The sequence below is a fragment of the Aliiroseovarius marinus genome (genome assembly GCF_050881025.1).
Classification (GTDB): domain Bacteria; phylum Pseudomonadota; class Alphaproteobacteria; order Rhodobacterales; family Rhodobacteraceae; genus Aliiroseovarius; species Aliiroseovarius marinus_A.
This window is the reverse complement of sequence record NZ_JBNNXQ010000001.1, coordinates 1,028,310-1,042,469: the sequence shown is the minus strand read 5'-3', so window position 1 is coordinate 1,042,469 and position 14,160 is coordinate 1,028,310. Positions and strand designations below refer to the sequence as shown.

The 14,160-nt window shown below is 60.7% G+C and carries 15 protein-coding genes and 1 riboswitch; of the genes, 7 read left to right on the top strand and 8 right to left on the bottom strand.

Features of this window, described 5'->3' with window-relative positions:
- Nucleotides 1-6 precede the first annotated feature (6 nt).
- Together ACRY08_RS04940 and cobW are read right to left on the bottom strand one after the other, a co-directional pair.
- Nucleotides 7-459 carry a GNAT family N-acetyltransferase gene (locus tag ACRY08_RS04940; protein ID WP_432448733.1) on the bottom strand — a complete coding sequence of 151 codons (453 nt, stop codon included), beginning with the start codon at nucleotides 457-459 and terminating at the stop codon, nucleotides 7-9.
- On the bottom strand, nucleotides 456-1,553 hold the full coding sequence (gene cobW, locus ACRY08_RS04935) for a cobalamin biosynthesis protein CobW (protein WP_432448732.1): 1,098 nt from the start codon (nucleotides 1,551-1,553) through the stop codon (nucleotides 456-458). The genes ACRY08_RS04940 and cobW overlap by 4 nt, the downstream gene beginning before the upstream one ends.
- A 31-nt stretch (nucleotides 1,554-1,584) precedes the next feature.
- Nucleotides 1,585-1,785: riboswitch (cobalamin riboswitch) on the bottom strand.
- Nucleotides 1,786-1,986: 201 nt separating this feature from the next.
- Here cobW and smc point away from each other — a divergent pair.
- Together smc and ACRY08_RS04925 are read left to right on the top strand one after the other, a co-directional pair.
- Nucleotides 1,987-5,442: a chromosome segregation protein SMC gene (gene smc, locus ACRY08_RS04930; protein WP_432448731.1), complete on the top strand. Its 3,456-nt coding sequence runs from the start codon at nucleotides 1,987-1,989 to the stop codon at nucleotides 5,440-5,442.
- Between the two features lie 71 nt (nucleotides 5,443-5,513).
- The gene (locus ACRY08_RS04925; RefSeq protein WP_432448730.1) at nucleotides 5,514-5,990 is read left to right on the top strand and encodes a YbjN domain-containing protein; all 477 of its coding nucleotides are present in this window, start codon (nucleotides 5,514-5,516) and stop codon (nucleotides 5,988-5,990) included.
- A gap of 14 nt (nucleotides 5,991-6,004) precedes the next feature.
- Here ACRY08_RS04925 and ACRY08_RS04920 read toward each other — a convergent pair whose 3' ends face one another.
- Genes ACRY08_RS04920 through ACRY08_RS04905 form a run of 4 tightly spaced genes read right to left on the bottom strand, consistent with a single transcriptional unit; the run spans nucleotide 6,005 to nucleotide 9,440 of the window.
- Nucleotides 6,005-7,186 (bottom strand): lytic murein transglycosylase, encoded by a 1,182-nt coding sequence (locus tag ACRY08_RS04920; protein WP_432448729.1) that lies wholly within the window; start codon nucleotides 7,184-7,186, stop codon nucleotides 6,005-6,007.
- 42 nt (nucleotides 7,187-7,228) lie between these two features.
- Nucleotides 7,229-8,146, bottom strand: a complete 918-nt coding sequence (gene cbiB, locus ACRY08_RS04915) for an adenosylcobinamide-phosphate synthase CbiB (protein WP_432448727.1) — start codon at nucleotides 8,144-8,146, stop codon at nucleotides 7,229-7,231.
- On the bottom strand, nucleotides 8,143-9,072 hold the full coding sequence (locus ACRY08_RS04910) for a threonine-phosphate decarboxylase (protein WP_432448726.1): 930 nt from the start codon (nucleotides 9,070-9,072) through the stop codon (nucleotides 8,143-8,145). Before ACRY08_RS04910 ends, cbiB begins: the two co-directional genes overlap by 4 nt.
- Nucleotides 9,069-9,440 carry a DUF1636 family protein gene (locus ACRY08_RS04905; RefSeq protein ID WP_432448725.1) on the bottom strand — a complete coding sequence of 124 codons (372 nt, stop codon included), beginning with the start codon at nucleotides 9,438-9,440 and terminating at the stop codon, nucleotides 9,069-9,071. Before ACRY08_RS04905 ends, ACRY08_RS04910 begins: the two co-directional genes overlap by 4 nt.
- A 185-nt stretch (nucleotides 9,441-9,625) precedes the next feature.
- On the opposite strand from ACRY08_RS04905, the gene ACRY08_RS04900 reads away from it, so the two are divergent.
- The 3 genes from ACRY08_RS04900 to ACRY08_RS04890 are packed head-to-tail and all read left to right on the top strand — an operon-like array spanning nucleotide 9,626 to nucleotide 11,579.
- Complete coding sequence (locus tag ACRY08_RS04900; RefSeq protein WP_432448724.1) at nucleotides 9,626-9,991, top strand: hypothetical protein; 366 nt, start codon at nucleotides 9,626-9,628, stop codon at nucleotides 9,989-9,991.
- A gap of 44 nt (nucleotides 9,992-10,035) precedes the next feature.
- Nucleotides 10,036-10,668, top strand: coding sequence for an HAD family hydrolase (locus ACRY08_RS04895; protein ID WP_432448723.1), 633 nt, complete (start codon nucleotides 10,036-10,038; stop codon nucleotides 10,666-10,668).
- Nucleotides 10,665-11,579, top strand: a complete 915-nt coding sequence (locus ACRY08_RS04890; RefSeq protein WP_432448722.1) for an ornithine cyclodeaminase family protein — start codon at nucleotides 10,665-10,667, stop codon at nucleotides 11,577-11,579. The genes ACRY08_RS04895 and ACRY08_RS04890 overlap by 4 nt, the downstream gene beginning before the upstream one ends.
- A 3-nt stretch (nucleotides 11,580-11,582) precedes the next feature.
- On the opposite strand, the gene ACRY08_RS04885 is transcribed toward ACRY08_RS04890, so the two are convergent.
- Together ACRY08_RS04885 and rpsU are read right to left on the bottom strand one after the other, a co-directional pair.
- The gene (locus ACRY08_RS04885; protein WP_432448721.1) at nucleotides 11,583-12,044 is read right to left on the bottom strand and encodes a hypothetical protein; all 462 of its coding nucleotides are present in this window, start codon (nucleotides 12,042-12,044) and stop codon (nucleotides 11,583-11,585) included.
- 109 nt (nucleotides 12,045-12,153) lie between these two features.
- On the bottom strand, nucleotides 12,154-12,360 hold the full coding sequence (gene rpsU / locus ACRY08_RS04880; RefSeq protein WP_018302784.1) for a 30S ribosomal protein S21: 207 nt from the start codon (nucleotides 12,358-12,360) through the stop codon (nucleotides 12,154-12,156).
- A 110-nt stretch (nucleotides 12,361-12,470) separates the two neighbouring features.
- On the opposite strand from rpsU, the gene ACRY08_RS04875 reads away from it, so the two are divergent.
- Complete coding sequence (locus ACRY08_RS04875; protein WP_432448720.1) at nucleotides 12,471-13,163, top strand: COQ9 family protein; 693 nt, start codon at nucleotides 12,471-12,473, stop codon at nucleotides 13,161-13,163.
- Entirely contained in the window at nucleotides 13,160-14,140 is a 981-nt protein-coding gene (locus tag ACRY08_RS04870; protein WP_432448719.1) for an NAD(P)H-quinone oxidoreductase, read from the top strand. Before ACRY08_RS04875 ends, ACRY08_RS04870 begins: the two co-directional genes overlap by 4 nt.
- Nucleotides 14,141-14,160 lie beyond the last annotated feature (20 nt).

Below are 14,160 nucleotides of genomic sequence, written 5' to 3'. Positions count from 1 at the left end.
CGCGGCTCACAGTTCTTTCTCCATGAACAGGCTTGCGGGATGTAGTTCATAGGCGCCGAATGGTCCACATTCGCGGTATCCCAAACGGCGGTAAAGCGACACGGCGGCGACCAACTTGTCGCCTGTCTCAAGCTTCATTTCCTGCATACCTTTGGCGAGGGCCTGCGCCTCAAGCGCTGCCATCAGCCGAACGGCCAAGGCTTTACCGCGCGCTTCTGTCCGCACGAACAGTCGCTTTACCTCACCGTATGCACCGCAATCCACCAGCGCCACACAGCCCAGCGCCACCCCGTCGCTCCGCGCCACGAAAAACGTGACAGATGGCTCATCCAACTCGGCCGCCGTGAAAGTGAAACATTCATCCACCGAGTAGACCTCACGGAGCGCCGCCTCAGACCCTTCGATCAGCGCATGAGCATCCTCCGACAGGGGGCTTTCTGCGGCAATCGAAATCGTCATGCAGTCAGTGCCCGTTCAATCGCGGCGCGGTCCATGCCGGACTGTCCAATGACCACCAGACGCGTTTCGCGGGGTTGGGTACCAAAGGGCTGGTCAAAATAGGTGTCGACGCGAGGACCAACCGCCTGCAGTGTCAGGCGCATGGGCTTGCCTTCAACAGCTGCGAAACCCTTCAGGCGCAGGATGTTATTGGCGCGGATCACGTCTGCGACCTTTTCAGCAAAGCCTTTTGCATCGGCCACTTCGCCCAAAGTGACGACAAAGCTTTCAAACGCCTCATGGTCGTGATCGTGGTGATGATGGTGGTCGTCATGATGGTGATGATCGTCATCATGGTCATGGTGGTGATCATCGTGATGATGATGCCCCTTCTCATGCAGCGACAGACGGGCGTCCATGTCACCCTCGGCGCCCACGCCCTGCCCCAACAGAACCTCAACAGGCAGCGCGCCCATGGTCGAGCGCACAACCTGCACGCCGTCGCGGCTATCCCCGGTCAGTTTCGCCACAAGTTCGTCTGCCTGCGCATCACCCAGCAGGTCGGATTTGTTCACGACGATCATATCCGCACAGGTCACCTGATCCTTGAACAGCTCGGACAGAGGCGTTTCGTGGTCCAGGTTCTCGTCCAGCTTGCGCTGCGCCTCGACTGCATCCAGATTTGATGCGAACTGCCCGTCGAACACGGCTTTCCCGTCCACAACGGTCACAACACCATCGACGGTCACGCGGGTCGAAATCTCGGGCCATTGGAATGCACGCACCAAGGGTTGCGGCAAGGCCAGACCCGAGGTTTCAATCACGATGTGATCAGGCGGCGTGTCGCGGTCCAAAAGCTTCTCGAGCGTCGGGATGAAATCCTCGGCCACGGTGCAGCAGATGCAGCCGTTCGACAGCTCCATGATGTCATCCTCGGTGCAGGTCTCGTCCCCGCAGCCCTTCAGGATATCGCCATCCACGCCCAGATCGCCAAATTCGTTGATGATCAGCGCGATGCGCTTGCCCTTGGCATTGTCCAGCATGTGGCGGATCAGCGTGGTCTTGCCCGCACCCAGAAAGCCGGTCACGACGGTGGCAGGGATCTTTGCTTGCATCTTGGTCTCCTCTCCCCGTCTCCCCGACGGGTGGTTGCGTTGGTGCATGGCAGGTCTCCTGGCTTTGCGGGTCGAAGCGCACCGCCGCCTTCCCGACCCATTGGGTCAGTGGCGTAAGGCGGGCGCTCTCCGCTTACAGTCGCGGGGGCGGCTGCAGCATCAGACCCCGGATTGGGTCGCCTCCGCTGCATTCCCTCATGTCCCATTGGGAACCATGCTGGACTTCTTTGCCGTGTGAGGGCCCAAAGGGTCAAGATCGAAACCGACCCGGCGGGGTTGAATGACGCCATGCGGCACAGGTTGATCACAGCAAAGCTTCAATATCTTGTGGATAACCCGCCTGTTTTATCCACATATCGGGGCAGCCCGTTGACTCGCGCGCCAAGCCCCCGAACAATCACCAGATTGAAAGAATCACAAAAGGGCAGACCGCTTGCGGTTTTCTAAACTCCGACTGAATGGCTTCAAAAGCTTCGTGGACCCGACCGATCTGGTGATCGCGGACGGGCTGACAGGCGTGGTCGGACCCAATGGCTGCGGCAAGTCAAACCTGCTTGAAGCCCTTCGCTGGGTGATGGGCGAAAACCGCCCCACAGCGATGCGCGGCGGCGGGATGGAGGATGTGATCTTCGCCGGTGCGGCCTCCCGCCCGGCCCGCAATTTCGCCGAAGTGTCTCTGCTTCTGGACAACAGCGAACGGCTGGCTCCCTCGGGCTTTAACGACAGCGACAACCTCGAGATCGTGCGGCGGATCACGCGGGACGCAGGCTCGGCATATAAGGTCAACACCAAGGATGTGCGTGCACGTGACGTGAGCATGCTGTTCGCCGATGCCTCGACCGGGGCGCATTCACCGGCGCTGGTGCGGCAAGGCCAGATCAGCGAGCTGATCAATGCCAAGCCCAAGGCGCGCCGCCGCATTCTGGAAGAGGCCGCCGGGATTTCGGGGCTTTATCAACGCCGCCACGAGGCCGAGCTGAAGCTCAAGGGCACCGAGACCAATCTGGCCCGTGTCGATGACGTGATCGAACAGCTGGCGTCGCAACTGGGCCAACTGGCCCGGCAAGCCCGTCAGGCCGCGCGCTATCGCACCATTGGTGATGATCTGCGCAGGGCCGAGGGGCTGCTTTTGTATCGTCGCTGGAAAGAAGCCGACGCCGCCCGCGCCGAAGCACAGGCGCAGCTGACCGAACGGGTGAAAGCCGCGGCCAGTGCGGAAGGTGACGCGCGCCAAGCCACAAAAGCGCGGCAAGAGGCCGAAGATCGCCTGCCGCCTTTGCGCGAAGAAGAAGCCGTTGCCGCCGCGATCCTGCAGCGTCTGCAAGTACAGCGAGACCAGCTGTCGGATCAGGAAAACCAGGCGCGCGCGCGCATCGACACGCTGACCGCCCGCATCACGCAATTGTCCAAGGACATCGACCGCGAAAGTGGGTTGAACAAGGACGCGGGCGAGACGATTGAACGGCTGAACTGGGAACAGGATCAACTGACAAAAGCGTCTGAGGGGCACGATGAAGCGCTGGAGGTATCCAACGCGGATGCTCGCGATAGTGCGGCGATTTTGCAGGAACGCGAAGGGGACCTGACGCAGCTGACGGAAGACGTCGCGCGGCTTGCCGCGCGCCACCAATCCGCGCATCGCCTGTTGGATGACAGCCGCAAGACGCTGGAGAAAAGCGAAGGCGAAGCTGGGCGCGCACGCGCGGCCATGGAAGACGCGAAAGGCGCGGTCGACAAGGCTTCGGTAGATTTCACCGCTGCCGGTGCTGCGCAGACGGCTGCCGCGAAAGCCTCGGAAGATGCCGAAACCGCATTGATCGCTGCTGACGAGGCACGCTCTGACGCGCAATCGCGCGAAGCTGATGCGCGCGCGGCCCGCTCCTCGGCCGAAGGTGAGGTGAACGCACTGCACGCAGAGGTTCAGGCGCTGGCCCGGCTGGTCGAACGTGATGCGTCCGAAGGTGGGCAGGTCCTGGACAACCTGCGCGTCAAGCCCGGCTATGAAAAAGCGCTGGGGGCTGCACTGGCCGACGATCTGCGCGCGCCAGAAATCGAAGGCGACGCCGCCTCGGGTTGGGCGGCACTGCCCGGCTACACACAACCGCAACCGCTGCCCGATGGGGTCACTGCGCTGTCCAACTACGTGACGGTGCCCGCGGTTCTGGCCCGTCGGATGAGCCAGATCGGTTTGGTTTCTACCGAAGAGGCAACGCGCCTTCAGGCCGATCTGAAACCCGGTCAGCGGCTCGTGTCGCTTGAGGGGGACCTGTGGCGCTGGGACGGGTTCCGGGCGGGTGCGGAAGATGCGCCCTCGACCGCGGCCCTGCGGCTTGAGCAACTCAACCGTCTGCAGGAACTGAAGCAGGATCTGGAAGAGGCCTCGGCCCGCGCAGATGGCGCACGCGCTGCCCATGACACGCTGAAGGCCCGACTGGTGGAAACGACCGAAGCGGACAAACAGGCGCGGGATGCGCGCCGGGAGGCAGACCGCGCAGTGTCTGATGCCAACCGCGCCCTGTCGCGTGCCGAAGCCGATCGCAATATTGCCGAGGGCAAGCTGGAAAACCTTGGCCTTGCGCTGAAGCGCCACGAGGAAGAAGCGTTGGGTGCACGACAGCGATTGGCCGAGGCCGAACGGGGTGTGGCTGATCTGGGTGATCTGGACGCGGCCCGTGCGCAGGTCGATGACGTCAAGATGGCCGTTGAAGCCGCGCGCATGACGATGATGGCCAAACGATCGGCCCATGACGAGCTGCGCCGCGAAGGCGAGGCCCGCACCCGACGCAGTCAGGAAATCACCAAGGAAGTGTCGGGCTGGAAGCATCGTTTGGAAACCGCCGGCAAACGGATCGCCGAATTGGACGAGCGCAAGGTAGAAAGCGAGGCGGAGCTGAAAGAGGCACAGGCGGCCCCGGACGAGCTGGCTGCCAAACGCGACGAACTGGCCGACGCCATTTCCGAGGCTGAGACCCGGCGCAAAGCCGCCGCTGACAGCCTTGCAATCGGCGAGACCGCCGAACGTGACGCCGCCAATGCCGAACGGGATGCCGAACGGGCCGCAGGCGAGGCCCGCGAGGCCCGCGCCCGCGCCGAAGCCCGTGCAGATGCCGCCCGCGAGACCGTGGCGCTGGCCGCCGAACGCATCAACGAAGAGATGGAGACCACACCCGAGGCTTTGCTGGAAAGCCTAGAGGCAGACCCCGACAAGATGCCGTCGTCCGAGCAGATCGAGCATGATGTGAACCGGTTGAAACGCCAGCGTGATGCGCTTGGGGCCGTGAACCTGCGCGCCGAAGAGGACGCCAAGGAAGTTCAGGAAGAGCATGACAATCTGCTCAAAGAAAAGACCGATCTGGAAGAGGCAATCAAGAAGCTGCGCGCGGGCATTGCCGGGCTGAACAAAGAGGGCCGCGAGCGCCTGCTGACCGCGTTCGAGCAGGTCAATGAAAGCTTCGGCACGCTCTTCAAGCACCTGTTCGGCGGCGGTGAAGCCAAGCTGGTTCTGGTCGAAAGTGACGATCCGCTTGATGCCGGTCTGGAAATCATGTGCCAGCCGCCGGGCAAGAAGCTCTCGACACTCAGCCTTCTGTCAGGTGGCGAACAGACGCTGACCGCGCTGGCGCTGATTTTTGCCGTTTTCCTGGCGAACCCCGCGCCGATCTGTGTGTTGGACGAGGTCGACGCGCCGCTGGATGACGCCAATGTCACCCGGTTCTGCGATCTTCTGGACGAAATGACACGCCGCACAAACACGCGGTTCCTGATCATCACCCACCACGCGGTGACCATGTCGCGCATGGACCGCCTGTTTGGCGTCACGATGGCCGAACAGGGTGTTAGCCAGCTGGTCAGTGTTGATCTGAAAAAAGCCGAACAGATGGTGGCGTGACGCAGGCGGACCGCTTGCACTGCACCAACAAACGCGCCTAGGGTTCGACAAACGAAATCGGGACATTTGCCATGAAAAACACATTTATTGCTGCCGCGTTTCTATTGACGGGTTTCACAGGGCACGCCTTCGCCGAGGACACGGACAAACAGGTAGTCGCCTCTGACCCTGACAGCGTTCTGGCCTATTTCGAGGACCTGGGCGCCCCCGCGAAACTGTCCAAAGACAAGGTTGGGGACCCTCAGATTGAAATCCAGTATTACGGCACCAAGATGGTTCTGTTCTTCTATGGATGTCAGGATGGGCAGAACTGCAATTCGCTGCAGTTCTTCTCGGGCTATACAGCGGATCATGAGCTGACGCTTGAGGGCGTGAACACCTGGAATTCCAAGCAACGCTACGGCCGCGCCTATATTGCAGATGATGGCCGCAAGATGCTGGAATACGACATCTACACCGGTCAGGATGGCGTCAGTCAGACGGATTTCGACGAGATTTTTGATGCCTGGACGCAAGTTCTGAAAAGCTTCGAAAGCGCCTTGTCCTGAGCGTATCTACCGGGTTACAGCGCGTTTAGAAGCGCCGCTGTCGGCCATGCATCTGCGGGCAGTCCAAGACGGGCCTGTTCCGCCTGAACGGCGGCACGGGTCTTTGCCCCAAGGATGCCATCCACCTTGCCTACGTCATGTCCGTGCTTTTGCAATTTCGTCTGCAACGCCTTCATCTGCTGACCAGACAACGCCGGATCGAGCGTGCCCACGTTGTAGACCGGGGCACCTTCAAGCCGCGTGGCAAAATAGGCTGCGGTCATGACGTAGACGAAGCTTTGATTCCATTCGAAATACACTTTGAAATTCGGATAGGCGATAAAGGCAGGTCCCTTGCGCCCTTGCGGCAGGATAATCGATGCCTCCAGCCCGGCATCCGCAAACGCACCCTGGCGCGGCGTCACGCCCAGCGCGACCCAGTCGGCCACCGATTTCTTATGGGACAGACCCGTCTGTGACCAATTGAGGTCACTTGGAACGGTCACCTCTTGCAGCCATGGTTCCCCCGCGCGCCAGCCGAGTTGTTTGAGCATATTTGCCCCGGACAAAAGCGCGTCTGCCGGCGTGCGGCGCAGGTCCACCTTGCCATCACCATTGCCGTCCACGCCAGCCTCGATGATGTCACCGGGCAGCATCTGAACCATGCCAATCTCTCCGGCCCAGGCACCCGTTGATGTTGCAGGGTTAAAATCCCCTTTCTCGAACAGCTCAAGTGCGGCGAAAACCTGCGGCTGAAACAGCTCCGGGCGACGACAATCATGCGACAGGGTCATCAGCGAGTTCAGCGTGTTGAAGTCCCCCTGAAACGCGCCATAGTCGGTTTCAAAGGCCCAGAACGCGGTCAGAACGCCGCGACTGACACCGTATTCTGTTTCCATCCGATCAAACACACTGTCGAATTTCTGCAAGTTGGATTTGCCGCGGTTCATCCGGTCCGCGCTGATCAAGCGACGCGAAAAATCAACGAAGGGCCGCTGGAATATACCTTGAGAACGGTCAGCCTTCAGCGTGGCGCTGTCTTGCCGAGCACTGGCGAAGAACCGGTCCAACGTCGCTTTGTCATGTCCACGGGCCACGGCCTCGGCCTTCATCGCCTTGGTAAAGCTTGCAAAGCTGCCCCCGCAGGGGACCAGCCCGGCCATAGCGGGCGAGGACAGCGATAGTGCAACAAAAGCGGGCAGCAAGAAGGACTTCATAGGTTTACCTTTACGTGTCATGCGAAACGAGTTGGGGCGCGGTCAGGTCACAATAGCGCAGAGGATCAAAACGCCAAGCCCGACAAGCCAGGCAGACCACAGCATATCCACCGCCTGATCGACCTCTTTGGCGCCAATATTGCGCGCGCCTTCGCCGTTCACCCAGGGAAATTCACGCATCTCTCCATCATAGGCGCGCGGGCCTGACAGGGCGACGTTCAACGTGGCGGCCATTGCCGCTTCGGGCCAGCCTGCATTGGGGGATCGGTGCAGTGGGGCATCACGGCGGATCAGGCGCCATGCGTCCCACCGCCGGCTTGCCCCCAACATGATCACCGCCGTCAACCGCGCGGGCACCCAGTTCATGACGTCATCCACCCGCGCGGCGAATTTTCCAAACTGCTCGTAACGCTTGTTGCGATAGCCAATCATGCTGTCGGCCGTGTTGATCATCTTGTACACCATCATGCCGGGCAATCCGGCGACGAGGAACCAGAAGGCGGGTGCAATCACCCCATCCGAGAAGTTCTCAGCCGCGCTTTCGATTGCACTGCGAGCAATCGCGTCATCTTCCATGCCATCCGTATCGCGCCCGACGATCATCGCAACAGCCTGCCGTCCCTCATCGGTGGATTGACGCAGCGCATCGGCCACCGCCTGAACATGTTGCGCAAGCGATTTCTGCGCCAGAAGCACCGCAACCATGAGGATTTCCCAAAGCCCCCCGAAAGGTAAATGCGGGATGATCCAGCCGATCAGCCCTGCAAGTGCAGACAAAACTGTCACCCCAATGGCACCTGCCATGAAACGGCCATCACCTTCGTTAAAACCACGCTCCAGCCAACCAATGGCCCGCCCCATCAGGACTGCCGGATGGGGCAGGCGTTTCCACAACCAATCCGGCTCTCCGAACAGCGCATCCAGAAGCAGCGCCAGCGCCAGTACACCAACACAGCTCATAGCGCGGCCTCCAACTGACCCCAGCGGTCTGGATGAGGCAGGCCAAGGCGCAGCCAGCCATCTGAATACGGAAAGACGCGCGACCAGACATGGGCTTGGGCAAGCTTGTCCTGCATCGCGCGCGCATCCTTCACATCATATAGGCGAAACAGAGAGGTGCCGCCCACCAGCGGAGCGCCCACCAGCTGATCCAGCCGCGCAGCATCTTGCGTCAACCGTGCGCGCGTGGCCTCTGCCCAGGCGAGATCGCCCAGCGCCCGCGCGCCCAGCTCCAATGCCGGGCCCGAGACCTGCCACGGGCCAATCGCTTCGCGCAGCCGGTTAATCAGCTCGGGATCGCCAATCACAAACCCAAGTCGCAGCCCCGCCAGCCCCCAGAATTTCCCAAAACTCTTCAAGATCAGCACGCCGGGTTTTGTGGCCAATTCAATCAAACTGTCACCGGGCATCACGTCACAAAAACTTTCGTCAATGACGGTCAGCGGGCGGTCAACATCCAGACCAGCCCATGTCCGGCCATCGGGGTTGTTTGGATGCACCACAACACGGGCGGGGGCCGCGTGGTCCACCACGTTCCAACCCTGCGCCCGAAATCCTGCCGCATGTTCGTTATAGGTTGGCCCCGCGATCTGTACCTCTGCTGCAGGCAGCAGAGAAGGGATACGCGCAATCAATGCCGATGCACCTGGTGCTGCCAATATGCCAGCCCCTTCGGGCACAGACCATAACTTGCACGCAGCATCCTCCAGCCGGTCAAACGCCCCTTGATCCGGAAGGGCGCTCCACGCATCGGATGCGAAATCTCCGACGGGGTAGGGCACGGGATTGATCCCGGTGGACAGGTCCAGCCAGCCCTCACGGGTGCCGCCGAACCGGGCGATGGCGGCGTCCAGACCGCCTCCGTGATCTCGCTTTGGCATGGTCATTCGGCGTCAGGCAAGGGGGGGTGGCGCGTGACAAAATGACCTTTCACAGCTTGGGGCCACTGGCGATAGGGCACCTGACCGGTCTCGCTTTCGGCATGTTCACTGGCATAGTCTACGATACCCTGAGCCGCCTCTGCGCTTACCTCGAACCGCCCCAACGTATAGGCCAGCTTGCCAGGGGCCTGAATGGCCACATTGCAGCTGTTGTCACAACCCATCAGGCAGGACACACGGCGGGTGCGAATTCCGGTGCCTTCCGCATTGGCCTCGATCAGTTCCGCCAAGGCTTCACCGTCGGTCTTTTCCATCCCACGCGCAGCCCAATCATCGTGTTTGCAGGTGTCGCACACCGTAATCCAGGTGGTCATCGCATTCTCCGTTATCTGCTCTGGTTCAACCGGATTTCCCTTCGAAACACAACGTGTTTTCCGGCGTGACAGGGCCCGCCTGCGTCACGAATGACCATATTTTGCGACCTTTCCCCTTAACCGCTCACAGATAAATGAATAGGCAAGTTGTACGTTCAGGGCGATACTTGCGCAGGAGAGCGCTTATGCGGGTGTTGATCATCGAAGCCAATCCGGACCTGGCCAAGGTCTGGGAGGGTCACTTGTCACGGCAAGGGGCAGAAGTGTCTTGTGCCCTGACCGCAGAGGGTGCGCATCAGATCATGAATGATGCTTGTTTTGACGTGGTGGTGATGAATGCGGAACTGGATGGCAAATCCGTCGCACTCGCGGATTTTCTGCGCTTTCGCTGCCCTGATGCCCGCGTTGTGTTCGTGACCTCTTCAAGCTTCTTTTCGGATGGATCCCTTTTCGCGCTCAGTCCGAATGCACATGCCTGCATCCCCGCCTCGACAGCCCCTGAAGATCTTGCCTCTTTGGTAGAGTATCATGGTCGCGCGGCGATGGGCTGAATTGGGTGCTTGCATCGGGGTAGCTTTGATCTAACGTCCCCCACATGAACACAATTGCGCCCCGCCCTGAAGCCATCATCTTTGACATTGGCAATGTGCTTTTACGCTGGCAACCGGAAGAGCACTACGACCGCTGGATCGGCGAAGAACGGCGGCGGGCGATGTTTGACGCGGTTGACCTGCACTTCATGAACGAGCTTGTGGACCGTGGCGGGGATTTTCGCGATATCGTCTACGACACTGCCGAAAAATACCCCGAGTTTCGCACGGAAATCCGTTGGTGGCATGATCGCTGGCTGGATCTGGCCAGCCCGGTAATCGACCTGTCTGTTGCCACCATGCGCGCACTCAAAGCCCACGGCATTTCGGTTTTTGTGCTGTCCAATATCGGGCGCGGCAGTTTTGCGATCACCCGCGATGCCCATGCGTTCTTTGACGAGTTTGACCGGCTTTATATTTCCGGCCATATGGGGGTGACCAAGCCAAGCCCAGATATCTATGCCATGGTCGAGGCAGATTGTGGGATTTCCCCCAAAAGGCTGCTTTTTGCAGATGACCGTATCGACAATATCAACACCGCCAGCGCCCGTGGCTGGCAAACCCATCACTTTACAGACCCGCGCCATTGGGCCGATGATCTGATCGCGCGCGGATTGATCAAGGAGACCGACCTGTGACCCCGGACATGATCCCGTTTGACGCCAATGATAGGCTTGATTGGCGCGCCCTGACCGATGCACTTCTGGACGGACATCTGAAACCCAAAGCCGAAATTGGCGATACATTCCTGTATCGCGGTGAGGACACGATGCTGACCCGCTCTGCCTGGATTGACGGGCTGGGCAGTGCGGTCAAGACAGCCAATATCATGCCCGGCAATCCGGGGCGGGGCGAGCCTATGATCCATGGCGCGGTGAACCTTTACGATGACACCACCGGGGGGCTTGAGGCCATCGTGGATTTCCATCTGGTGACCAAGTGGAAGACGGCCGGTGACAGCGTGCTGGGCGCGCGGCTGTTGGCGCGACCCGACAGCAAACTGATCCTGATCGTCGGCGCGGGCACTGTCGGGCGCAACCTGCGCGAAGCCTATAGCGCGCTCTTCCCTGCCGCGCGGTACCTGATCTGGAACCGAAGCCCTGAGGCCGCCCAGCGCTTTGCCGACGATTGCGACAAGACCACTGCCATCACCTCGTTGGAAGAGGGCGTGGCGCAAGCCGATATCATCACATCGGCCACCATGACGACGGACCCGATCATCAAGGGTGAGTGGCTGAAACCCGGCCAGCATCTGGACCTGATCGGCGCCTATCGCCCCGACATGCGCGAGGTTGATGACGTGGCCCTGACCCGTGCGCGGCTGTTCATGGACAGCCGCGATACGGTTCTGGATCACATCGGTGAATTCAAAGACCCGCTGGCACGCGGCGTGATCAACCGCGATGATGTGGCGGGCGATCTTTATGATCATGCCACGGGAGTTTTTACCCGCCAGCCTGACGACATCACGCTTTATAAGAACGGCGGTGGTGCGCATCTGGACCTGATGACCAGCCGCTATATTCTGGACGCATGGCGCGCACGCTGATCGTCAGATCCGCTCAACCTTGGACGTCAGATGCGCGGCACCCCGTTTCTTGTGGCGTCGTGTATAAACGAACCGTGCAAACTGGGCGGTGAACCATGCATTGCGGGGGGCATCGATCTCAACCGTATCAGTCCAGAGAGCGCCCTGCCCCTCTGCCCCATCGGGTTGCACCGACAATTCGTGATCCCAACGACGAACGGATGGGTTGCTTTCGCGGCTTTGAAGAATGCGGGCCTGTCGGTCCAAACGTTCGACCATCATCTTGTGACCGGGGTTTTTGATCACGCCGAACAATGTCACGTCGACAATATAGGTCTGACCCTCTTGGGCCGGGCCATCGGGCAGCCCGTCATATGATGCAATGCCTTTCATCGCCTCGACCAGCTCGGAAAACTCGCAGGCCTCGGCAAAGACGGTATCTGCATTGCGGGGATAACTGGCGATTACGGTCACTCGATACGTCATAAGATGACCATAGCGACACCCCAGAAAAAACAAACCCCCGGAAGCGGAAGCCTACGGGGGTCGTTTTGGCGGGCGGTTGACAACCCACCCACCGAACAATGATCAGATCTTACAAAAGACCTTCACGTTGCGCTTTTTTCCGAGCCAGCTTGCGCTGACGGCGAATCGCTTCAGCCTTCTCGCGCGCTTTCTTCTCGGAGGGCTTCTCGAAATGTTGCCGAAGCTTCATCTCGCGGAAGACACCTTCACGCTGAAGTTTCTTCTTCAGCGCACGAAGCGCCTGGTCTACGTTGTTATCGCGAACCGAAACCTGCATGTGGTTGTCACCACCTTTCTAAGTTAGAGTTTGCAGAATTGCAGGAAGCGCCCATGTAGCAGGCGCATGCGCTCTTGTCCAGTTCGCCCTCAGATGCGAGGTAATGCCCCATGACAGATAAAGACAGATTACTCGACGCCGCGATCAGCCATGTCCCCTTTGACGGCTGGAGCGAGGCCACGCTCACTGCCGCCGCTCAGGATTGCGACATGACCGAAGCCCAGGCCCGCGCGATTTTTCCCCGTGGCGCATTGGATTTGGCGTTGGCCTATCACCGCTGGGGCGACGGACAGATGGTGGACCGCCTGAACGCGGCTGATCTGGACGAGATGCGCTTTCGCGATCGGATCGCGGCGGGCGTGCGTTACCGGCTGGAGGTTGCGGATAAGGAACTGGTGCGCAAGGGCATGGCGTTCTTTGCGCTGCCGCAAAATGCGGGCGACGGGGCCGCGGCGCTGTGGACCACCTGCGGGCTGATCTGGGAGACGCTGGGCGACAGCTCGACCGATCTGAACTGGTATACGAAACGCGCCACGCTTTCGGCGGTCTATTCCTCGGTTGTGCTCTTTTGGCTGGGTGACGATAGCGAAGGCAACGAGGCCACATGGGCCTTTCTGGACCGCCGCATCGACGACGTGATGCAGATCGAAAAGATCAAGGGGCAGGCGCGCGGATCGGCGCTTTACAAGGCGTTCATGTCCGGGCCGGGCAAGATCCTTGATACGATCCGCGCGCCGGGCGCGCCGAACCCTCAATATCCGGGGCGCTGGACGCCCGAAGACCCGTCAGGAGACAGTGAATGACCAAAACCATGCGCGCGATCGAGATCACCCAACCCGGTGGTCCCGAGGTTCTTGAGCTGAGCGAACAGCCCGTGCCGACCCCCGGCCCCGGTGACATCCTGATCAAGGTGGCCTTTGCCGGTGTGAACCGCCCCGATGCGCTGCAACGCGCCGGCAGCTATGCCCCGCCCCCCAGCGCCAGCCCCCTGCCCGGTCTTGAAGCCTCGGGCGAGGTTGTGGCCGTGGGCGATGGTGTCACGCAGTGGGCCGTGGGCGACAAGGTCTGCGCGCTTCTGCCCGGCGGTGGCTATGCGGAATATGTCACAACCCCGGCGGCCCACGCGCTGCGCGTGCCCAATGGCATGGGCATGAAAGAAGCCGCCTGCCTGCCCGAAACCTTCTTCACCGTCTGGTCCAACGTGTTCATGCGCGGCGGGCTGCAAGCAGGCGAGCGGTTCTTGGTGCACGGCGGCAGTTCCGGCATCGGCACCACGGCGATCCAACTGGCCAGTGCCTTTGGCGCGCGGGTCTTCACCACCGCCGGGTCTGACGAGAAATGCGCGGTTTGTCGCGACTTGGGCGCAGAACGGGCGATCAACTACAAGACCGAGGATTTCGTCGAGGTGATGAGGTCCGAAGGCGGCCCGAACCTGGTGCTCGACATGGTGGGCGGCGACTATATCGCGCGCAACATCAAGTCACTGGCCCCCGATGGCCGCATGGTCCACATCGCCTTCCTGTCCGGTCCCAAGGCCGAGATCAACTTCGCGATGATCATGGCCAAACGCCTGACCGTCACCGGATCCACCCTGCGCCCGCAATCCGACCTTGCCAAAGCCCGCATCGCCGAGGAACTGGCCGCGAAGGTCTGGCCCTTGCTGGATGCCGGCCGCATTTCCCCGGTGATGGACCAGACCTTCGCGCTGGAAGACGCCGCCAAGGCGCACGCCCGCATGGAAACCAGCACGCATATTGGGAAGATCGTGTTGGAGGTTTGAGAAAAAATGAATGGCAAGTG